This is a genomic window from Gordonia sp. 852002-50395_SCH5434458 (assembly GCF_001665905.1).
Lineage (GTDB): Bacteria > Actinomycetota > Actinomycetes > Mycobacteriales > Mycobacteriaceae > Gordonia > Gordonia jacobaea.
This window is the reverse complement of the sequence record NZ_LZTC01000016.1, coordinates 33667-53797: the sequence shown is the minus strand read 5'-3', so window position 1 is coordinate 53797 and position 20131 is coordinate 33667. Positions and strand designations below refer to the sequence as shown.

Here is a 20131-nt window from a genome sequence, read left to right as displayed (position 1 = left end):
GTCGCTGAATGTCGTGTCTTGCTATGTGCGTGATCGATACCAATCTCAGGTCGAGCCCAGCCACTGGTCGATCCCAACCACTGTAGGACTCGCCTCTGACACTCACGAACATGCCGCGCCAGGCTGTGACAGATGAGGCGAGGATCCCGGAGTGTCGCCCGCGGCGTGTCGGCGCGGGCGACGAACTCAGGTCTCGCGCAGGACGTCCAGAGCGTGCTGAAGGTCGGCCGGATAGGGGCTGACGAACTCCACCCAACGCCCGTCGGCAGGGTGGGCGAACCCGAGCGAACGAGCATGCAGCCACTGGCGCTCGAGCCCGAGTCGCGCCGCCAACACAGGGTCGGCTCCGTAGGTCAGGTCACCGCAGCACGGGTGGTGCAGCGCGGAAAAGTGCACGCGAATCTGGTGCGTCCGTCCCGTTTCGAGGTGGATGTCGAGGAGCGACGCCGCGGCGAACATCTCGAGCGTGTCGTAGTGGGTGATGCTCGGCTTGCCGTTCGCGGTGACCGCGAACTTCCAGTCGGCTCCCCGATGACGTCCGATCGCCGCGTCGATGGTCCCGGTCGGCGGATCGAGGTGACCCTGCACCAGCGCGTGGTAGCCCTTGTCGACCTCGCGGTCGCGGAACGCGCGCTTGAGCAACGTGTATCCGTGCTCCGACGCCGCGACCACCATCAACCCCGACGTGCCGACGTCGAGGCGCGACACGATGCCCTGCCGTTCGGCCGCGCCGGAGGTCGAGATCCGGAAACCCGCGGCGTCCAACGCGCCGACGACGGTTGGCCCGCTCCACCCCAGCGACGGATGGGCCGCCACGCCGACGGGCTTGTCGACGACGATGATGTCGGAGTCGTGGTAGATCACCGACAGGTCTTCGACAGGTGTCGGCTCTACTCGCAGCGGCTCGTCCGGCTCGGGAAGCAACACGTCGAGCCAACTTCCGGCCGCGAGCTTGTGCGACTTGCCGACTGCGACGCCGTCGACGGTCACATCGCCCGCGTCGGCGAGATTGGCCACGACGGTCCGCGACAAGCCGAGGATGCGGGACACCCCGGCATCGAGGCGCATGCCCGCGATCCCGTCGGGAACCGGCATGGCACGCGATTCACGCATTCTCGGCCTCGACCTTCTCGGCGCGCCGAGCGGCGAAGCCGGAGCGCGAGCCGTCGTAGTCGTATCCGAGCAGCGACAGCACGACGAGCAGCACGGCACCGCAGACAACCGAGGAGTCGGCGACGTTGAACACGGGCCACCAGCCGACCGAGATGAAGTCGACGACGTGCCCGCGCAGCGGTGCGGGGTCACGGAAGATGCGATCGATCAGGTTGCCGATGGCTCCGCCGAGGACCAGACCGAGGCCGAGGACCCACCACCCCGAGCGGAGTCTGCGGCTGAACCGGATGATGACCACCACGACAGCGAGCGCGATCAGCGTCAATATCCAGGTGTAGCCGGACGCCATGGAGAATGCCGCGCCGCTGTTTCGCACGAGCCGAAGCGTGACCGCATCACCGATGATGTGCACCGGTCGCTGCGGGTCGAGCAGCGCGACGACCAGCGACTTGGTGAGCACGTCGAGCGCGATCACCGTCAGGGCGATGCCCGCGAGCCAGGCCAGTACCGAGGTCGAGCTGCGCAGCATTCCGCCACGGTCGTTCTCGCTGGTGTCCTCGGCGTCGGAGAGGTTGTGCGTCTGGTCGGGTCGGTCATCCACCCCACCATCATCCCTGACACGTGCAATACGCTGACTGGCGTGTCCGATCCGACCCGTCGAACTGCCGAAGAACCACCCCCTCGACGCCGCTCGGTTCGCCGCCGGGTCACGCTCGGGTCGACCGCAGCAGCACTGGCGTGCGGGCTCCTGGTGTCGGCGTGCGGCACCGACTCGGGTTCCGATGCCGAGTCGGGGCAGTCGCCGGGAGCCCCATCGGGCTGCACGACCACCTCGACCTCCGGTCAACGCGACGCCAATCTGATCCCCATCCCTCCCGCAGCGGTGACCGTCACATCCACGGGCAATCAACCACAACGGGTGGTCGGTGGCGCGCCCGACCGTTCGACGCCACAGCATTCGACGTTGTCGACGACGTCGTCTGTCACAGCGGCCGACGGCACGACCGAGCAGACCGTCGACATCCCGATCACTGCGACGTTCCACTGCACCGACAACACAGATCTCGAGATGACACTCGGCGCGTCGACCTCTCCCGACCCCACGTTGAACGACCAACTGAAAGCGGCCAGGGACGCCAAGGCGGGCGTAGCGCTCGGACCCGGCGCGGCGCCTGTCTCGTTACGACTGATCCCCACGAAGGATTCGGGTTCGGAAGCGAGGAGCGCGATCGAGCAGTCGCTGGTTCAGGCGTTCCAGAACTCGATTCCCCTGCCCACAGAGCCGATCGGTGTGGGTGCGACGTGGCGAACCGAGCGGACCATCACGGCTGCGACCACACTCACCCAGACGATCACCGCGACGCTCAAGGCGTGGGACGGCAACCGCGTGACCATCGACTTCACCACCGAGGAATCACCGGTCAACTCGGTGTATGCGATTCCCGGCTCCGACACCACGCTGACCATCTCCCGCTACTCCTACACCGGCTCGGGGACCCTGGTCTCCGACGTGACCCGCGGTCTGCCGCTCAGCGGCTCCGGCACATACACAGGCGCGCGTGAACTGGTCGGAGCCGACCCTGCCAACCCGCTGCTCCAGAAGATCGGCTTCTCCTACACCTGGAAGTAAAGAGCTCCCTCACACACGAGAGCCCCTGTCCCGCGCGGGACAGGGGCTCTCGTTGTGGTGCAAGCGCGCTCAGGCGTGCACTTGAATCACTGGGTGCACATGGCGCTCTTGATGTTGTTGCCGGACAGGATCGGGCACACGGAGTCGCTCGCGAGCTTCCAACGTCCGTCCGCGTACACGATCTGGGCGTCGAGCTTGGTCGGCGGGTTGTCGGGGAGCTTCACCTGAACCTTCACCGTGGCCTTGTTCGGTCCGGCCGGGATCACCGGCGGGAAGATCTGGTAGGTGACGTCCTTGTTGTCCTCACGTGCCTTGACGAGCTTGTCGAAGAGCTGCGGATCCTTCTCGGAACCCTGCACGAGTTCGGTCTTCTCCGAGTTCGGCACGTTCGGATCGAGAGCCTTGTCCAGCATCGCGTTCAGTGTCGCGACGCTCGGGCGGACGTTCGGGTTGGTGACCCCGGCGTCGGCACCCGACGCGCCTGCCTCAGAGGTGGCTGCGGCACTGGTCGTCGTGGCGACCGTGGGGACGTCGTCGGAATCGTCGCTGCTGCTGCACGCCGCGAGGGACGTGGCGACTGCGGCAGCCATGATGGCGGCACCTACGAACTTAGGGAACTTCAAGGATCTTCCTCACATTCAACGTCGGCGATGATCGTGTTCGGCGGTGATTCGCGCAGTCGTACGCGGTTCACAGCGACCGTCACAACGGTCGCCATATCCACCCCCGTGGCCACAAACTCACACCACTATGCCAAACACATCGACTCCGCCCCACGACGCGTACCCGCCGAGATCGCCAGTTGCAGCTATCTCGATGAGCATTGCGGCGTCGCACGAGCAGTGCCGACGGGTGAAGCGGTTGACGGCCGACATCGGTTCCAGGGACGCTGTCTGGCATGACGCAACCCCGAATCGCGCTGATCACCACGGGCGGAACGGTCGCAGCTCGCCAGAGCGCTGACGGGGCGGTGCCGGTCTTGAGCGCCTCCGAACTGCTTGCACAAGCAAGGACACCGTCGGCAGTCACTCCCGTCATCGAGACCAACGACCTCATGTCGGCGGACAGCTCAGCTATCACGGTGACTCAGCAGGCGCAGGTGGTGCGTGCTGTCACAGCCACGCTTGCCGATCCCGACGTGACCGGGGTCGTCGTCACCCACGGCACCGACACGATGGAAGAGACGGCATTTCTGGCCGACCTCGTCTCCGACGATCCCCGCCCCATCGTGTTCACCGGTGCGCAGTACCCCGCCGACACCCCCGAGGCCGACGGGCCCGCGAACATCGCGGCGGCCATCGAGGTGGCAGCCGATCCGGATAGTCGTGGACGAGGCGTCGTGCTTGCCTTGGGCGGACGCGTGCTGCCGGTTCGGGGAGCGTTCAAGGTCTCGACCACAGCGACCGAGGCCTTCGACACTGTGCACGCCGCGCTTCCACGCCCCCTGGTCGTCGACGCGCTGCCCGAACGCCTGGCCCGCGTGGATACCTACGCGTTGTATCCCGGCGTCGCCGCGGGAATCATCGCCGCAGCCGTCGCGCAGCGTGCGTCGGGAATCGTGCTCGCGGCGACGGGTTCGGGCAACACCCATCCCGACATCACCGCCGAAGTCGTCGCCGCACGACGCGCGGGGGTCGCCGTCGTCGTCACGACACGCGTTCCCTACGGCCCGGTGGTCGCGACCTATGGCGGTGGCGGCGGAGCCGTCGACCTCGAACGCGCAGGCGCGGTGGTGTCCCGCTGGTTACGCGCGCCACAGGCACGCATGGCGCTGATCACGCTGCTGTCCACCGGGCACGACGCCGACGACGTCGCCGACTTCTTCCGCCGTTCGGAACCTGCCGCCTGACTGTCGTGGCCTGAGGGCTCAGCGCGGTACATCGGGCCACGCGAGACTGTCGAGTGGGTCACCGCGTCGCAACGCGTCGTCGTCGGCTGAGAATGTGCGCGCGATGCCGGGTCCTGTTGCCCGCGTTTCGAATCGCACGGTCACCACACCGTGTCCGCTCCCCTGCACCCAGCCGTGCCCGAACTCGGGGTGCACCACGTCGACGCCGGTCGTCGCCCAGCTCCCGCTGTCGGAGACAGCAGATCCAGCGCCGCTGTCGGAGACGGTCGCGTGGGTGGTTTCGAAGCCGTCCGAGGGTGGAACCGTGTCGATGGCGATGGCGCCTTCACGATCTGGGGCTTCAAGATCTGGCGCTTCGAGATCTGCGTCGGTGATCGGCGCGAGGTCGGCTGTCGGTGCGATATCACCGTCGCCGAACAGTGCGTACTGCTCGACGGCGGACAAACCTGAGAAGCCAACCCCGACAAGGCGAATGGGGCCGACCTCTTGCGGATCGAGGGCAAGGCGACGGGCCATCGACGTGAGGGTGTCCAGATCGGTCGTCGCGGCGGGCAGCGTCGACGACCGGGTCAGGATCGACATGTCCGATCGCTTGAGTTTCAGTACGACGGTGCGCGCACCGCGTCCGTCGGAGAGGAGTCGACGATGCGCGTCCGCCGCCGACTTGTCGATCGCGGGTCGCAGGCCGGCAAGGTCGACGATGTCGCGTGCGAAGGTCGATTCGGCGCTGATCTGTTTGGCCGCGGCGCGTTCGGTGACGGGCCGGTCGTCGTGTCCGCGCGCGAGCATGTGCAGTGCTGGTCCGACGCTGGAGCCGAGTACGGACGCGACTTCGAGGTCGGACATCGCGGCGAGATCGCCGATCGTGTCAATACCGAGGCGCGCCAACCGTTCTCCCGAGACGGGCCCGATCCCCCAGAGTTTGCGGACCGGCAGTGCGTGGAGGAAGTCGAGTTGTCTGCTCGGCGGAATGACCATGACCCCATCGGGTTTGGCCATTCCCGAGGCGATCTTCGCGATCTGCTTGCCGCTGCCGACACCGACGGAGGCGGCCAACCCCACGCCCTCGAAGATGCGGGCACGGATCTCCTGCGCGAAGGCCTCGGCATCGGCCGCGGTGGCACCGACGAGGTCGACGGGCTCTCCGAATGCCTCGTCGAATGACAACATCTCGATGACCGGCACCGCGTCACGCACGATGCCGAAGATCCTGCTGCTCACCACGCGATACACCGAGCCGCGGGGTGGAAGTACCACCGCCGACGCTCCGACGAGGCGTCGGGCCTGGTGCATCGGCATGGCCGAGTGCGCACCGAAACGGCGTGCGGCGTAGCTGGCGCCCGCGACGACACCGCGGCCCCCTGTCCCACCGACGAGCACGGGGCGACCGGCGAGCGTCGGCCTCGTCAGCTGCTCCACCGAGGCGAAGAAGGCGTCCATGTCCAGATGCATCACCCACCTGGTGCTGCGTTCCCCATCTGCGGGCGAACCGGACACTGCTGACACACATCAAGACTAAGCAGGTCGATCGGGGCTTCTTCAGGGACTTACCCGGTAGTCGCCCTGCCGACGGCGAAGACAGGGATCGACGCCGCGTGTGTGTGCAGTTGGTCGTCGGATGGGTCGGTGGTCATGCCGTCGGGCAGGAATCGGCCGACCTCCCACCCCCATCGCTTCAAGTACGCGCGGATGATCGGACCGCGATCGGCGACGTCGACCTCGGCGAGCGTCACCGTTCGATCGTTGCGGCCACGACGCAGGTGCGCGGTCCGCGCGGCTCGGGCATTGCGGACCCACTGGGTGTTGCCCCGTACCGCCACGAGGTACTCGCAGCCGTCGAACGCAATGGGATTCACCGGAATGCTTTGTGGTGTACCAGATTTTCGTCCGACGATGGTCAGTGTCTGCGCACCGGCGAGGTTGACCCCACGGTCGGCGAGCCAGCGCACGACGGAATTGAAGACGCGGTCCGAGCGGCCGGGCGTGACGTGGTGTTGCGTTGATTGCATGGCGGTTACTCCTCGACGTCGCAGATGATCCGAGAGCACCGCTCTCGATAATCGAGTGTGCGCCCGGCGTCGAGGAAATGCAAGAGCACCGCTCTCTGATCTGGCAGACTGTCGGCATGGGAACGGGAAAGACACGGGCCGACAATCGCGCGGCGATGGAGGCCGAGATCATGCGGCTCGGCCGCGAGCACCTGCGCACGCAGGGCGCTGCCGGGCTGTCACTACGGGCGATCGCTCGCGACCTCGGCGTCGTTTCCTCCGCGGTCTACCGGTACGTTCCCAGCCGCGACGAGCTGTTGACCCTGCTTCTGGTGGAGGGCTACAACGACCTCGCCGACACCGTCGACGCCGCCGCTGACGCTGACAATGACAACGACGCTGACCGCACAGCCGGGGCCGGCGGATCGCGGAAGCGCTTGCGGTGCATGGCCGTTGCGATACGCGGCTGGGCAGTCGACGACCCCGCGCGATGGGCGCTGCTCTACGGCAGTCCGGTGCCGGGGTACTCGGCGCCAGCCGAGCGCACGACGCCCCCGGGAACGCGCGTGGTCGGTCGACTCGTCGTCGAGTTGGCGGCCGCGCATCGGGACGGTGACCTGCGTGCGCAGCTGCCGCCGATCTCGCCGGAGGTCGCCGCCGACATGCGTCAGGTGATCGACGAGTTCGGCGTCGACGTGCCCGCAGAGGTCGTCGCCGCGGCGACAACCCTCTGGGCGACCATCATCGGCGGGATCAGCCTCGACGTCTTCGGACAGTACGGCGCCGACACCTTCGCTCACCCCGACGCGTTGTTCACCACGCAGGTCGACGCCGTCCTGTCGCTGCTGTTCGACGACTGACTGCCGCACCGACGGACTGCTGCTCAGCCCGCCTTGTTGACGTCTGCCGTCACCCCGTCGCCGAGTTCGATCGCACCCGCAGCCGAGTCGTCTGCCGATTCGACGACGAACGACGTCGCGAGCACCTCACCGGCAATCATGTCGGCGTGGCGGCGAGCCCATTCGAGTCGCTGCTCGGGCACCACGAAGCGCACCTCGATGCGATCCGACACGTCGAGCCCGAGATTGCGACGTGCCTCCTGGAGTTCACGCACGCGGTCCTTCGCCCAACCCTCTGACTCGAGGTCTTCGGTGACGTTGGTGTCGAGGACTACGAGTCCGCCGCCACCGGGGAGTTCGGCCGTCGAATCCGGTTCCTCCGCAACGAGTTTCCTGCTGTACTCGCCCGGTTCGAGGTCGATGCCGTCGGCCGACACGATCTCGGTACCGTCGTCGGCGGTCCGCACGCTCCAGTTCCCCGCCTTGACCGCCTTGATGACGCGCTGCACATCCCTGCCGAGGCGCGGTCCTGCGGCGCGCGCATTGACCGCGAGCTCGTAATGACCGTATTGATCTGCGTCAGTGGACAATTCCACCGACTTGACGTTCATCTCATCGGCGATCAGATCGGTGTAGGGCGCGAGGCGATCGGCGTTGGGCGACGCGACGGTCAACTGCGGCAATGGCAGTCGCACGCGGAGCTTGTTGGCCTTGCGCACGCTCGACGCCGTCGAGCACACCGCTTGCACGTCGTCCATCGCCGCAACGAGGTCGGGGTCGGCGGGCAGTTCGTCACTGGTCGGCCAGTCGGTCAGGTGCACCGACCGCTCACCGGTCAGCCCACGCCAGATGGCCTCGGTCGCCAACGGAAGCAGCGGTGCCGCAAGGCGACTCGCAACCTCCAGCACCGTGTACAGGGTGTCGAAAGCCTCCGGGTCCTCATCCTGGCCCGCCCAGAAACGTGCCCGCGAACGGCGCACATACCAATTGGTGAGCGACTCGACGAACTCGCGGAACGCATCACACGCCCCGGAGACGTCATACACGTCGAGGGCCTCGGTCATGGCGTCGCGCGTGACGGCGAGCTTCGCCAGGATGTACCGGTCGAGCACGTTCGACGAATCGGTGCGCCACGTGGCGGGCCGGTCGGCGTAGAGCTGCAGGAAGCTGTAGGCGTTCCACAACGGGAGCAGCGCCTGACGCACGCCCTCGCGGATTCCCTTCTCCGTCACCACGAGATTGCCGCCACGCAGGATCGGCGACGCCATCAGGAACCACCGCATCGCATCGCTGCCGTCGCGGTCGAACACCTCGTTGACGTCGGGATAGTTGCGCTTGGACTTCGACATCTTCTGGCCGTCGTCGCCGAGCACGATGCCATGCGCCGCAACGGTTCTGAATGCCGGACGATCGAACAGCGCAGTCGCGAGCACGTGCAGGTTGTAGAACCATCCACGCGTCTGGCCGTTGTACTCGACGATGAAGTCGCCCGGATTGTGTGCAGGCTCCGAACCGTCACTCGCCCCGTCGAACCATTCCGAGTTCTCGAACGGATAGTGCACCTGGGCGTACGGCATCGAGCCCGACTCGAACCAGCAGTCGAGGACCTCGGGAACGCGACGCATCGTCGAATTTCCGGTCGGGTCGTCGGGATTGGGCCGCGTCAGATCGTCGATGTAGGGGCGGTGCAAGTTGTTCGGGCGCACGCCGAAGTCGCGCTCGAGCTCATCGAGCGAGCCGTAGACGTCGGTGCGCGGGTACTCCGGGTCGTCGGAGACCCACACCGGGATCGGCGCGCCCCAGTAGCGGTTGCGGCTGATGTTCCAGTCGCGTGCACCCTCGAGCCACTTGCCGAACTGCCCGTCGCGGATGTGTGCCGGCGACCAGGTGATCTGCTTGTTCAGCTCGATCATGCGGTCCTTGATCGGGTCGACCGCGACGAACCACGACGGAACGGCCATGTAGATCAACGGCTTTCCCGACCGCCACGAGTGCGGGTAGGAGTGCTCGATGGTCTCGTGCCGCACCACACGCCCCTGGTGCCCGTCCGATCCGGCGAGGACGCGCGACCCACCGGCCTTGAGGTCCTTGATGATCGGCGCGTTGGCGTCGAACACCATGAGGCCCTCATACGGCGGCACCTGCGAGGTGAATCGGCCACCTGCGTCGAGTGGTTGCACGACCTCGATGCCGTTGGCCGTCGAGAGCTCCATGTCCTCCTCACCGAAAGCCGGTGCGAGATGGACGATTCCGGTACCGCTGTCGGTGGTCACGTAATCGCCGAGCAGTATGCGGTGAGCGTTGGGGTGCCCGACGAAGAAGTCGAACGGCGGTGTGTACGCCAGCCCCTCCAGGTCGCGCCCCTGATACGTGCCCAGCACCTCGGGGTCGACGATCTCCTTCGCGTAGCTGCCGAGCAGCGGCTCGGCGAGGAGGTACTCGCGCCCGTCCGCCGCACGCACATGCACATAGGAGACATCGGGATTGACGGCGATCGCGAGGTTCGACGGCAGAGTCCAGGGCGTCGTGGTCCAGATCAACGCATTGACCCCGTCCAGCGCCGCCAACGGACCGTCGGAGTCGACGACCAGCGGCATGCTCACGGTGAGAGCGGGGTCCTGGCGCATGCGGTACGCGTCGTCGAGCTTCGATTCCTGGTTGCTCAAGGGTGTCTGCTCGTACCAGGAGTACGGCAGCACGCGATAGCCCTGATAGATGAGGCCCTTGTCCCAGAGCCGCTTGAATGCCCACATCACCGACTCCATGAAGTCGATGTCGAGGGTCTTGTAGTCGTTGTCGAAGTCGACCCAGCGAGCCTGACGGGTGACGTAGTCGCGCCACTCGCCGGTGTAGCGCAGCACGGAGTCGCGACAGAAGTCGTTGAACTTCTCGACGCCCATCTTCTCGATCTCCGACTTATCGGTGATCCCGAGTTGACGTTCGGCCTCGAGTTCTGCGGGCAGTCCGTGGGTGTCCCAGCCGAATCGCCGCTCGACCTTCTTGCCGCGCATCGTCTGGTACCGCGGTACCAGATCCTTCACGTAACCGGTCAGCAGGTGACCGTAGTGGGGCAGGCCGTTGGCGAACGGAGGCCCGTCGTAGAAGACGAACTCCGGAGCGTCGGCTCGATTGGCGATGGATGCGGCGAATGTGTCGTCGTTCTTCCAATAGTCGAGAACGTTGAGCTCGACGTCGGGGAAAGATGGCGCACCACTACGTATGCCGCCGGTCATGTCGACGACCGGGTACACACGTGTTGCCGATTCTGACTGCTCGCTCACGCTGACTCCTCGTGCCTGGCTCGCACGTCCACTAGGACGTGTGCATCTGCTCTTGGCACGGGGACGCACGACGTGTGCGCGGTACCACCCCGCTTGCATCGGACTGGTCCGATGCCGCTCATGGCCCTCTCGGATCGGCAGGCGAACAACGCCGGATGCTCACACACCCGGAGTGCTCCAACACTCCCAACCGAATGGACCTGCGGCTATGACGGGCCACTCCCGCCCGGTTCTACTGGGACGCTCACCGACTCACACGATGCGTGACGAGAATCCGTTCTTCCGGATGCTCCCCGGTGATGGCCGGATCATTGCGCTTCCAGTGTAGCGACCGCGGCTACCCGGCCACGAATCGACCGTGGTCGATGCCCTGGGTGTCGTCGCCTGGGTGTCGACGCCGCAGGGGATTCCCCAGGGCTGGATCGGTCGGGATCAGTCGAGCGGCGGACGCCAGTTGGGATCGAGAGGATCGAAACGTCCGGTTCCGCTCCCCTGCTCACGCTCGGGTTGCTCCCAGGGTCGATCAGAAGGTTTGCCATCGTCGGACGGCGGTTGCTGTATGCCTCGCGGCTGCTCACGCTCTGGCTGTCGGGGCGCCGCGCCAGGACGCTGCTGGTCGCCACCCGGCCTCTGCTGGCTGTAGGGCTCGCGCCCCTGGGGATATGGGCGCCGGGGATACGGCTGCTGCGGGTACCCCTGCGCGGCCGGACCCTGCGTTGGCATCTGCGCGGGAGGTGCTTGCCGCGGGGGCTGCTGGTACCCCTGCGCCGGCGGGCGCTGACCGGGGCGCCCCTGCTGGGGCGGCGCCTGCTCGTCCGGCGTCGACGGCCTGCGGAATCCGCCGGTTGCGGGATCGCCGCCGACAGCGCGCAGATAGTCGTCGTAGTTGCCTTCACGCGAGGACTGCGCAGACTCTCCCGTGCCGAATGCATTCGTCCGTGGATTCTCGCCGGGATCCGGATTCGACGCTGCGTCGGCGGATGAACCCGGCCGCCCGCCGGGTTTGATCACACCCTGCCACGACGACTGCGGAGGGGACTCGCGTCGTGCAGCGGGAGACGGACCGGAAATGCCCGAGCCGCCGTCGAACACATTACCACCGTCGGGGGGATCGTCGTCGGAGAGATCACTCTCGGCGGCGACGCTACGGGAGCGACGTCCCTCGGGACGCTCCCCTGTGTCGGACTCGTCGACCTGATCATCACTGCCGACCTGGTCATCATTGCCGACCTGGTCATCTTTTCGGCCGGAACCGATGATGTCGACGATCAGGAACGCCAGGCCGATGAGGCAGACGACGATGCACGCCACCGCCAGCCACACCGTGCCGGTGATCAACCCGACGATGAGCAGCACGAAGCCCACGAGGGTGGCCGCGAGCGCCAGACTCAGCACGTCATCTGCCTAATGACCGTCCGCCGGCACCGATCAGCTCTGCGAGTAGCTGCTGAAGCCGCCGTTACCGGGATCCGACGAGAAGGACTGATCGGAGCGCCCGTTCTCGACAGGCGCGGCACTGCCGCGCTGCTGTAGCTCTTCGAGCTGGGACTCGAGATAGGTCTTGAGGCGTGTGCGGTACTCACGCTCGAACGTCTTGAGCTGCTCGATACGTCCCTCGAGGACGCCGCGCTGCTGGTTGATGGTGCCCATGATCTCGCTGTGCTTACGCTCGGCGTCGCTCTGCAGCGCGTCGGCACGTTCCTGCGCCTGACGCAGCTGAGCCTCCGACCTCGTCTGCGAGTCGGCGAGGATTGCTTCGGCCCGCTGACGCGAATCGTTCAGCAGAGCGTCGGACTTCGTCTGCGCCTCGGACACCATGGCGTCCGCGCGCGAACGGGCATCCGCGAGCAACGTGTCGGCTTCCTGGCGAGCCGAACCCGTCAGGCGATCGGCGGTGTCCTGCGCGAGAGCGAGAACCCGAGCAGCTCGGATGTTCGAGTCGTCGTCGGACACCTGTGTCGAATCATCGGTCGTCGGTGTCGAGTCGGACGACGAGGATGCGTCGGCGGTCCCACTGCCGGACTTGGCGTCGGCGAGCTCACCCTCGAGCTCTTCGACGCGCTGCTTGAGGTCGCTGTTCTCTTCGATCAGGCGAGCGAGCTCGGCTTCGACGAAGTCGAGGAACTGATCGACCTCGTCCTCGTTGTAGCCGCGCTTACCGATCGGCGGTTTGCTGAACGCGACGTTGTGCACATCAGCTGGTGTCAGCCGCATGTCGGTTCCCCTCATTGTCGTTAGAGCGTTGGGTCGGCTCGAGCTTGGTGTCGTCCGAGCTTGGTCTTCAGTTGGGCGGATACGTCACAGCCTATGTGTACAGACTGTCACTCAATATTCATACCAGTCAAAATCCGTAACTGGCGTCTCATCCTGTCACATCTGAACCGCTTGTCGCATATGTTCGATGCCGTCCTGCAATGCAACAGTCACTCGATGATGACACTCAACGGTAGAACATCGGCTCGACGAGCGGCAGTCGGATCATGACGTCGGATCGTGTTCAACCGACGTTCACCGAGCGCCCGAGCTCCGATCAGCTGGTCAGAGGAGTGCGCTCGCCAGCGCCGAGGCCGCTGCATTGTTGGCCAGCCCTCGCATGACCGACATGAGGATGAGTACGACGATCATCACGATCATCAGCGAGAGATCGAGCCGAACCGGACCGAGCGGAATCGGAGGCAGTATGCGCCTAAGCGCCTTGATCGGCGGGTCGGTGACAGTGAATACCGCCTCGATGATCACAACTGCAATACCCCTCGGTCGCCATTCACGCGCGAAGGTGCGCACCAATTCGATGACGAGGCGTGCAAGCAGGAGCAGCCAGTAGATGAACAGCACGATGTAGAGGACTTCGAACAGTATCGCCACGAGTCAAGAGTGCCTGATATGTCGGGCGCGCTGCACCCCAGGTACCGCTGACCTGGTGCGCGCGAGCAGATGTGGGGGCCGAACGAGCATCGGCGGGCGAACCGAGTGCGATTCGCCCGCCGAATACGTCGATGTCAGCCGTGGTTGTAGAAGCCTGTCGCGGCGATCTTCTTGCGATCCTCCGCAGAGACGTCGATGTCGGCCGGTGAGAGGAGAAACACCTTCGTGGCGACTTTGTCGAACGAGCCACGCAGCGCGAAGGCGAGACCGGCCGCGAAGTCGACGAGGCGCTTCGCGTCGTCGTTGCTCATGTCGACGAGATCCATGATGACCGGGTTGCCGTCACGGAACCGCTCGCCGATCGTGCGTGCTTCGCTGTAGTCGGCGGGGCGCAGCGTCGTGATCTTGTGCAGCGGACCGTCGGCGAAGACCTGCTCGAGATCGGGACTCGCAGAGGCCGACACCGCTGCGGCGCGGTGCGGGGCCGCACTCGACCGCTGCAGCGGCTCGAGGCGCGAGACCGGGCGGGGACGCTCGACCGGCTCGGAGTGTCGCGGACCCGCGTAGGTGTAGTCGCCCTGGTACCCCTGCTCGTAGCCGGGTGCCGAATCGAAGCCTGGTCCGAATCGTCGCTCGTCGTAGCCTGCGTCGGCAGCCTCGCGGTAGCCGGGGTCTGCGTAGGAATCCCCGTAGCCGTCACGCAGCGGAGCCTCGCCGTAGTAGTCGTCGCGGTACACGCGCTCACGCGACATCGACCGCACCGGACCCGGTCCGGGCTCGTCGAAGTAGTCGTCCTCGTACTCGCTCGGAGGCACCATGCCGAAATATGCCTTGAACTTCTGCATCGTGGTCATGTGAGGGGCCTCTCTGGTCATCCGACACCCGCGGCGGGTTCGCGAGTGTTGTCAGTGTGGAGTTTGTTCTCGTTGGTTCGCATGTGACCAATGTGACTAGTGAGAGATTAACGGCCGCGGACCCATGATTGCGGTACCGACACGCACGCATGTCGATCCATGTGCGACGGCACTTTCGAGATCCGACGACATACCCGCCGAGAGTCCGGTCGCCTGGGGAAACCGGGTCCGAAACCGTTCGTGCGCCTGCGCCGTTCGTGCCATCCACTCGTCGACGTCGCCGTCGAGCGGCGCGATCACCATCAGCCCGCGCAGCGCCAGCGAGTCGCTCGCCTCGACCCTGTCGGCCAACTCGGGAAGCTCTTCCTCAAGCGCTCCACCCCTGGTGGGATCGCCGTCGAGGCTCAGTTGGAGATAGATCCCCAGCGGCGTGCCCCGCTCACCGTCGTCGAGGGCGGACCTACTTGCTGTCGCCAGATGATCGATGAGTTTGTCGCGGTCGACCGAATGCACCGCACGTGCCCATCGGGCGACGGTGCGCGCCTTCTTGGTCTGCACCGAACCGATCATGTCGAATGCGACGTCGCCGAGATCGCCACCCGCATCCGCGCGCAGTTCGTCGATTTTGCGGCTCGCCTCAGGCTCCCGCGACTCGCCGAAGTCCTTCTCGCCCAACGTGATCAATCGCGCGACATCTTCGGCTGGGAAGAACTTGGTCACGACGAGCAACTCCACGTCACCTCGTCGTCGCCCAGCAGCATCGACCGCGGCGTCGAGACGTGTGCGCACAGCCGACAGCGACTCCGACAGTTGGGCCGTGCGCTCATCGTCGTGTGCAGTCATCACGACTCGGGACTCGGGTCGATCCAGATGACCGATGCGAGCCTGCCCGTCGGCGCGCCGCGTCGGTGACTGAAAAGGTGCGCGTCTTCGATCGTGCACCGCGGATCCTCTGCCACCGCGGCGACACCCAGCGCAAGCAGTTGCCGACGCAATCCAGCCCGAAGATCGAGTCCCGGGGTGCGCTTGTCGGTCAGACAGGCACTGCCCGGTAGATGCTCTTCGACGTCGCGCTGCATCGCAGCGGGAACCTCGTATTGGCGTCCACACGCGGCAGGTCCGAGAAATGCGCCGATCCGCTCGGGGCGCGCACCCAACGAAATCATCACGCGCAGCGTTTCCGGGACGATCCCGATGCGCGCTCCCACCCGTCCGGCATGTACTCCGGCGATCACACCCGCCTCGTCGTCGCTCAACAGAACCGGCACACAGTCGGCACTGAGAACCGCCAGCGCAAGCCCTGGCGTCGTCGTCACCAGCGCGTCGGTGGCCTCGACGGCGTGGCCGACAGGAGCGTCGACCACTGTGACGTTGCGACTGTGAATCTGTTCCATCCAGACGACGCGGTCGGCGGCGAGACCCAACTGCGACGCGAGCCGAGACCTGTTCGCCGCGACGGCATCCGGGTCGTCGCCGACATGATCGCCCAGATTGAACGAGTCGTAGGGCGGTTTCGACACACCGCCGTCCCGGGTGGTCACCACACGACGCACCCGGGGCGTGATCGGCCCGCTCACGTTCGTCAGCGCTTCATGAACGACGGCACGTCGACGTCATCGTCGTCGAGCGTGACGCTGTTGCGACGGGGCGGCGACGCCTGGCGATCGGCGAACGGGTCACCAGCGCCCTCCTGCGGCATCTTCCCGAAGAGCGGGTCGGTCTTCTCCGCGGGGTTCACGGTGCCCGCCTGGCCAGCTCCGACGGCCGTCTTGCCGACGGCCGCGGGGGCGTCGGTGCGCTTGCGCGGGGTACCGCCGTCGAATCCTGCCGCGATGACCGTGACGCGCACCTCGTCGCCGAGGTTGTCGTCGATGACCGTGCCGAAGATGATGTTGGCGTCCTCGTGTGCGGCTTCCTGCACCTGCGTCGCGGCGTTGTGGATCTCGAAGAGACCCAGGTCGCTACCACCGGCGATGGACATCAGCACACCACGCGCGCCCTCCATCGACGACTCGAGCAGCGGCGAGTTGATCGCAGCCTCGGCCGCCTTGCGTGCACGCTCCTCACCACGCGACGACCCGATGCCCATGAGCGCCGAACCTGCGTCGCTCATGACGCCTTTGACGTCGGCGAAGTCGACGTTGATCAGGCCGGGGGTAGTGATCAGATCCGTGATGCCCTGCACGCCGTTGAGGAGTACCTCGTCGGCGCTGCGGAAGGCGTCCATGAGGCTGACCTGGGCATCGCCCAACTGCAGAAGGCGGTCGTTGGGGATGACGATGAGGGTGTCGCAGGACTCGCGCAGGGCGGTGATACCGGCCTCTGCCTGTCCTCCGCGACGCTTGCCCTCGAAGCCGAAGGGTCGGGTGACGACACCGACGGTCAGGGCACCCAGCTTGCGTGCGATCGACGCGACCACCGGCGCACCTCCGGTGCCGGTGCCGCCGCCCTCGCCCGCGGTCACGAAAACCATGTCGGCGCCCTTGAGGAGCTCTTCGATCTCATCGCGTGCGTCCTCGGCGGCCCGACGGCCGACCTCGGGGTCGGCGCCTGCTCCGAGGCCGCGCGTCGAATCACGACCCACGTCGAGCTTGACGTCGGCATCACTCATCAACAGCGCCTGCGCGTCGGTGTTGATGGCGATGAACTCCACGCCCTTGAGGCCCTGCTCGATCATTCGGTTGACGGCGTTCACGCCGCCGCCGCCGATGCCGACGACCTTGATCACGGCCAGGTAGTTGTGCGGTGGCGTCATGGCGCTCGCCTTCCTTATCGATCCAAAACCCTAAACCTGAACCATAGATTTAGAGTTATGTCAAGTGGTCTGTTGCCGAGAACGCTATGCACCCACTGGCCCAGGAGCCAGCAGGCGGCGCGGCGTGTCGCTGTGTTTTTTGGCGCGGCTGCGTGGTGCGCCCTAGTCGCGTTCTTCCTCCTCCCTCACATCGTCGCTGTGTTTATCGGCGCGGCGGAGTGGTGCGCCTCTAGTCGCGTTCTTCCTCCTCCCTCGCATCGTCGCTGCGCTCCTCGCTCGCTCGTCGTCCAGAACGCGACGGCGCACCACTCCGCCGACGCGTTCCCGCGCCCGCTCACCACTCCACCGACGCCGCGACCTGCTCGCGGCGGGCTCGGTCGGGTGGGTGGGTGATCTCGACAAGCTCGATCAGCGAAGGATCGACTCGATCAGCGAAAGCGACGACGCGACCACTCGACCGACCCCACACCCGTCGAACTGCACGCCCGGCGAGCGCGCCGTGCCTGCACGACGAAGAGCGACGAGCGTAGCGACGATGCGATGAGGAGGAAGGCACGGCGCTAAAAGCTCGCCGGGCCCGCGGCGGCGGAGCCGACGCCAAAAACTCTGCACCCCCGGCGAGCGCGCCGTGCCTGCACCACGAAGAGCGAGGAGCGTAGCGACGATGCGATGAGGAGGAAGGCACGGTGCTAGAGCTCGCCGGGCATGCGGCGGCGAAGCCGCCGCCTATTTGACAGCCGGGAAGTCCGGACTCGACACGTTGTATTCGGATGCCTTGCGCGGCAGCAGGTATCCGAGGGTCCGCGCCTTCTCGTCGCCTCTGGCCGAATCGCCCCAGACGACCTTGCGGTTGCCCTTGAGGGTGAACTTGATGTCGACGGGCGAGGATGCGTCGATCGCCGTCACCTGCTCCGAGATGTCGTCGGGTAGTCCCGCGGTTGCCTTCATGGCTGCGACGGTTGTCGGGTCCGATGGTCCGGGGTTGGGCGTGGTGAACACGGGAAGTGCGGCGTACTCGCCGGGCAGCCCTCTGGTGGCGTAGGTCAGGTATGAGACGCCGGTGCGGTCGAGGACGTGCACTTTGTCGCCGTCGACGACCCTGGCGGTCGGTTGCCGCTCGACAACCGTGATCAACAGCGACGACGGGTATTCACGCTGGACGCGCGCGGACTCGATCGATGGGATCGCCGCGATCCGCTGCGCGACGACACGGGTGTCCACGCGTAGCAGCGGTGTCCCCGACGCGACGTCAGCGGCGTGGAGAATCTCGCCGGTCTGCACACCTTTGGCACCCTCGATGGTGGTACTGCGCACCGACATCAGCGGCGTGAAGAACGCGACGAGAACGAGTCCCACGACGACGATCACGACAGCACCGACCCCGAGCAGCATGCGCGCTCCTCGACGTTCCGGCAGGAACCGGGTCACGAGGTGCCCTCGCCTCCCCTGGTGGTCCGCGATGCCGCGCGGGTGTCGTCAAGTGCGGCAAGGATTTCGGGTCCCTGCATGGTGATGTCTCCGGCGCCGAGGGTCAGCACGATGTCGCCGGGCCGCGCGATCGACGCGACGAGCCCGGCAAGCGTCGAGAGATCCGGGACGAACCGGTGGTTCCCGGTCAGTCTGTCCGTAATGCTCCGACCGCTCACACCGGGAATCGGTGCCTCACGTGCCCCGTAGACGTCGGCGACGATCACTTCGTCTGCGGCGTCGAGAGCCGAGGCGAACTCTTCCGCGAATTCTTCTGTGCGCGAATACAAGTGGGGCTGGAACACGGCGATCACCCGCCCGTTGCCGGCATCGCGGGCGTGGTCGCCGACTCCCCGGGCCACGACACCCCGTGCTGCGGCAAGCACTGCGGCGACCTCGGTCGGGTGGTGGGCGTAGTCGTCGTACACCGAGACGCCCACCGCACTGCCCTTGTATTCGAAGCGACGTCGGACACCGCCGAACGCCTCGACTCCAGCGACGACCTCGGCCAGCTCGCCGCCCGCGCATACCGCACCGAGGATCGCGCCAAGGCTGTTGCGCGCCATGTGGATTCCCGGGGTCGTGAGAGTGATCGGGACCTCGATAGCGGTGTCGGCAACCGGCTGTGTGAACCTCACATCGGCCACCCCGCCACTCCCCTGCGGCGCCCACGAAAGCAGCGTGGCCGCCGGGATGACATCTGGGATGGAGACCGTGTCGGCGTCGGTGCCGTACCCGAGCACCCGGACACCGCGCGCGGTCAGCTCGGAGGCACGTCGCTGCGCGAGTGCCACGGTCCCCGGATCGTCGAGGCAGACGATGAGCGTGCCGCCCGGCCGGATCTTCTCGGTGAACTCGTCGAACACCGCGACGTACGCTTCGACGCTGCCGAAGAAGTCCAGATGGTCGACTTCGATGTTGGTGATCACCACGATGTCGGGGGTGTACTCGAGGAGCGACCCGTCGCTCTCGTCGGCCTCCGCGACGAATACGTCGCCGCTACCGTGATGGGCGTTGGTACCCGACTCGTTGAGCTCGCCGCCGATCGCGAATGACGGATCGAGCCCTGCGTGCTGCAGTGCGACGACAGCCATCGACGTCGTCGACGTCTTGCCGTGTGTTCCGGCGACGAGCAGCGTGCGGTGGTCGGCCATCACTCCCGCGAGGACGTGGGGCCGCAACAGGATCGGGATCCCACGCTCGCGTGCCGCGACGAGTTCCGGATTGGTCTTGGGTATTGCGGCGTGCGTCGTGACGACGACGGTCGGACCGCCGGGCAGCACGTCGAGTGCAGCGGCGTCGTGACCGATCGTAATCTCGGCGCCACGCGCACGCAGCGCGATGATTCCGCGACTGGTCTTGGCATCCGATCCCGACACCTGACCACCTCGGGACAGCAGAATGCGCGCCAGGCCCGACATTCCGGCCCCACCGATTCCGACCATGTGGACTCTACGGAGCTCTTCTGGCAGCGGGGCAGCTCCCGGCTC

Annotated in this window: 18 protein-coding genes; 3 read left to right on the top strand and 15 right to left on the bottom strand. The window is 66.2% G+C overall.

Annotated elements, in window-relative coordinates:
* Window positions 1-186: 186 nt before the first annotated feature.
* Both A5785_RS03285 and lspA read right to left on the bottom strand, forming a co-directional pair.
* Entirely contained in the window at window positions 187-1113 is a 927-nt protein-coding gene (locus A5785_RS03285) for an RluA family pseudouridine synthase (protein ID WP_049698222.1), read from the bottom strand.
* Window positions 1106-1714: a signal peptidase II gene (lspA, locus tag A5785_RS03280; RefSeq protein WP_049698223.1), complete on the bottom strand. Its 609-nt coding sequence runs from the start codon at window positions 1712-1714 to the stop codon at window positions 1106-1108. Before lspA ends, A5785_RS03285 begins: the two co-directional genes overlap by 8 nt.
* Window positions 1715-1753: 39 nt before the next feature.
* Between lspA and A5785_RS03275 the strand changes: the two genes are divergently transcribed.
* Window positions 1754-2743, top strand: a complete 990-nt coding sequence (locus tag A5785_RS03275; protein ID WP_197494585.1) for a hypothetical protein — start codon at window positions 1754-1756, stop codon at window positions 2741-2743.
* A gap of 86 nt (window positions 2744-2829) precedes the next feature.
* On the opposite strand, the gene A5785_RS03270 is transcribed toward A5785_RS03275, so the two are convergent.
* The gene (locus A5785_RS03270) at window positions 2830-3366 is read right to left on the bottom strand and encodes a hypothetical protein (protein WP_049698224.1); all 537 of its coding nucleotides are present in this window, start codon (window positions 3364-3366) and stop codon (window positions 2830-2832) included.
* Window positions 3367-3641: 275 nt separating this feature from the next.
* Here A5785_RS03270 and A5785_RS03265 point away from each other — a divergent pair, with 275 nt between their 5' ends.
* Window positions 3642-4592 (top strand): asparaginase, encoded by a 951-nt coding sequence (locus A5785_RS03265; RefSeq protein WP_064864553.1) that lies wholly within the window; start codon window positions 3642-3644, stop codon window positions 4590-4592.
* An 18-nt stretch (window positions 4593-4610) separates the two neighbouring features.
* Here A5785_RS03265 and A5785_RS03260 read toward each other — a convergent pair whose 3' ends face one another.
* Together A5785_RS03260 and A5785_RS03255 are read right to left on the bottom strand one after the other, a co-directional pair.
* Window positions 4611-6044 carry a DNA polymerase IV gene (locus tag A5785_RS03260; RefSeq protein ID WP_231894296.1) on the bottom strand — a complete coding sequence of 478 codons (1434 nt, stop codon included), beginning with the start codon at window positions 6042-6044 and terminating at the stop codon, window positions 4611-4613.
* Window positions 6045-6139: 95 nt separating this feature from the next.
* The gene (locus A5785_RS03255) at window positions 6140-6601 is read right to left on the bottom strand and encodes a nitroreductase/quinone reductase family protein (RefSeq protein ID WP_064864551.1); all 462 of its coding nucleotides are present in this window, start codon (window positions 6599-6601) and stop codon (window positions 6140-6142) included.
* A 116-nt stretch (window positions 6602-6717) separates the two neighbouring features.
* Between A5785_RS03255 and A5785_RS03250 the strand changes: the two genes are divergently transcribed.
* Window positions 6718-7440: a TetR/AcrR family transcriptional regulator gene (locus A5785_RS03250; protein ID WP_082938079.1), complete on the top strand. Its 723-nt coding sequence runs from the start codon at window positions 6718-6720 to the stop codon at window positions 7438-7440.
* Window positions 7441-7463: 23 nt separating this feature from the next.
* Here A5785_RS03250 and ileS read toward each other — a convergent pair whose 3' ends face one another.
* The 10 genes from ileS to murC form a co-directional block, all read right to left on the bottom strand.
* Complete coding sequence (ileS, locus tag A5785_RS03245) at window positions 7464-10652, bottom strand: isoleucine--tRNA ligase (protein ID WP_156525428.1); 3189 nt, start codon at window positions 10650-10652, stop codon at window positions 7464-7466.
* 480 nt (window positions 10653-11132) lie between these two features.
* The gene (locus tag A5785_RS03240) at window positions 11133-12095 is read right to left on the bottom strand and encodes a hypothetical protein (RefSeq protein ID WP_064864543.1); all 963 of its coding nucleotides are present in this window, start codon (window positions 12093-12095) and stop codon (window positions 11133-11135) included.
* A 33-nt stretch (window positions 12096-12128) separates the two neighbouring features.
* Window positions 12129-12914: a DivIVA-like cell division protein Wag31 gene (gene wag31, locus A5785_RS03235; protein WP_064863600.1), complete on the bottom strand. Its 786-nt coding sequence runs from the start codon at window positions 12912-12914 to the stop codon at window positions 12129-12131.
* 324 nt (window positions 12915-13238) lie between these two features.
* The gene (locus tag A5785_RS03230; RefSeq protein WP_064863586.1) at window positions 13239-13565 is read right to left on the bottom strand and encodes a YggT family protein; all 327 of its coding nucleotides are present in this window, start codon (window positions 13563-13565) and stop codon (window positions 13239-13241) included.
* Between the two features lie 134 nt (window positions 13566-13699).
* On the bottom strand, window positions 13700-14419 hold the full coding sequence (locus A5785_RS03225; protein WP_064863587.1) for a cell division protein SepF: 720 nt from the start codon (window positions 14417-14419) through the stop codon (window positions 13700-13702).
* A gap of 96 nt (window positions 14420-14515) precedes the next feature.
* Window positions 14516-15262, bottom strand: coding sequence for a YggS family pyridoxal phosphate-dependent enzyme (locus A5785_RS03220; protein WP_064863588.1), 747 nt, complete (start codon window positions 15260-15262; stop codon window positions 14516-14518).
* On the bottom strand, window positions 15262-15972 hold the full coding sequence (pgeF, locus tag A5785_RS03215) for a peptidoglycan editing factor PgeF (RefSeq protein ID WP_197494586.1): 711 nt from the start codon (window positions 15970-15972) through the stop codon (window positions 15262-15264). Before pgeF ends, A5785_RS03220 begins: the two co-directional genes overlap by 1 nt.
* 29 nt (window positions 15973-16001) lie before the next feature.
* Complete coding sequence (gene ftsZ, locus A5785_RS03210) at window positions 16002-17174, bottom strand: cell division protein FtsZ (protein ID WP_005205614.1); 1173 nt, start codon at window positions 17172-17174, stop codon at window positions 16002-16004.
* Window positions 17175-17900: 726 nt separating this feature from the next.
* Window positions 17901-18566 carry a cell division protein FtsQ/DivIB gene (locus tag A5785_RS03205; protein ID WP_197494584.1) on the bottom strand — a complete coding sequence of 222 codons (666 nt, stop codon included), beginning with the start codon at window positions 18564-18566 and terminating at the stop codon, window positions 17901-17903.
* 32 nt (window positions 18567-18598) lie between these two features.
* Window positions 18599-20086 carry a UDP-N-acetylmuramate--L-alanine ligase gene (murC, locus tag A5785_RS03200; protein WP_231894295.1) on the bottom strand — a complete coding sequence of 496 codons (1488 nt, stop codon included), beginning with the start codon at window positions 20084-20086 and terminating at the stop codon, window positions 18599-18601.
* Window positions 20087-20131 lie beyond the last annotated feature (45 nt).

What these genes read in the sequence shown, in the direction of transcription:
- A5785_RS03220 (WP_064863588.1), bottom strand. Translation starts at nt 15,262, where the DNA reads ATGACTGCACACGACGATGAGCGCACGGCCCAACTGTCGGAGTCGCTG.
- A5785_RS03205 (WP_197494584.1), bottom strand. Translation starts at nt 18,566, where the DNA reads ATGCTGCTCGGGGTCGGTGCTGTCGTGATCGTCGTCGTGGGACTCGTT.
- murC (WP_231894295.1), bottom strand. Translation starts at nt 20,086, where the DNA reads ATGGTCGGAATCGGTGGGGCCGGAATGTCGGGCCTGGCGCGCATTCTG.
- A5785_RS03260 (WP_231894296.1), bottom strand. Translation starts at nt 6,044, where the DNA reads ATGCATCTGGACATGGACGCCTTCTTCGCCTCGGTGGAGCAGCTGACG.
- A5785_RS03225 (WP_064863587.1), bottom strand. Translation starts at nt 14,419, where the DNA reads ATGACCACGATGCAGAAGTTCAAGGCATATTTCGGCATGGTGCCTCCG.
- A5785_RS03265 (WP_064864553.1), top strand. Translation starts at nt 3,642, where the DNA reads ATGACGCAACCCCGAATCGCGCTGATCACCACGGGCGGAACGGTCGCA.
- ftsZ (WP_005205614.1), bottom strand. Translation starts at nt 17,174, where the DNA reads ATGACGCCACCGCACAACTACCTGGCCGTGATCAAGGTCGTCGGCATC.
- A5785_RS03250 (WP_082938079.1), top strand. Translation starts at nt 6,718, where the DNA reads ATGGGAACGGGAAAGACACGGGCCGACAATCGCGCGGCGATGGAGGCC.
- A5785_RS03285 (WP_049698222.1), bottom strand. Translation starts at nt 1,113, where the DNA reads ATGCGTGAATCGCGTGCCATGCCGGTTCCCGACGGGATCGCGGGCATG.
- A5785_RS03255 (WP_064864551.1), bottom strand. Translation starts at nt 6,601, where the DNA reads ATGCAATCAACGCAACACCACGTCACGCCCGGCCGCTCGGACCGCGTC.
- wag31 (WP_064863600.1), bottom strand. Translation starts at nt 12,914, where the DNA reads ATGCGGCTGACACCAGCTGATGTGCACAACGTCGCGTTCAGCAAACCG.
- ileS (WP_156525428.1), bottom strand. Translation starts at nt 10,652, where the DNA reads ATGACCGGCGGCATACGTAGTGGTGCGCCATCTTTCCCCGACGTCGAG.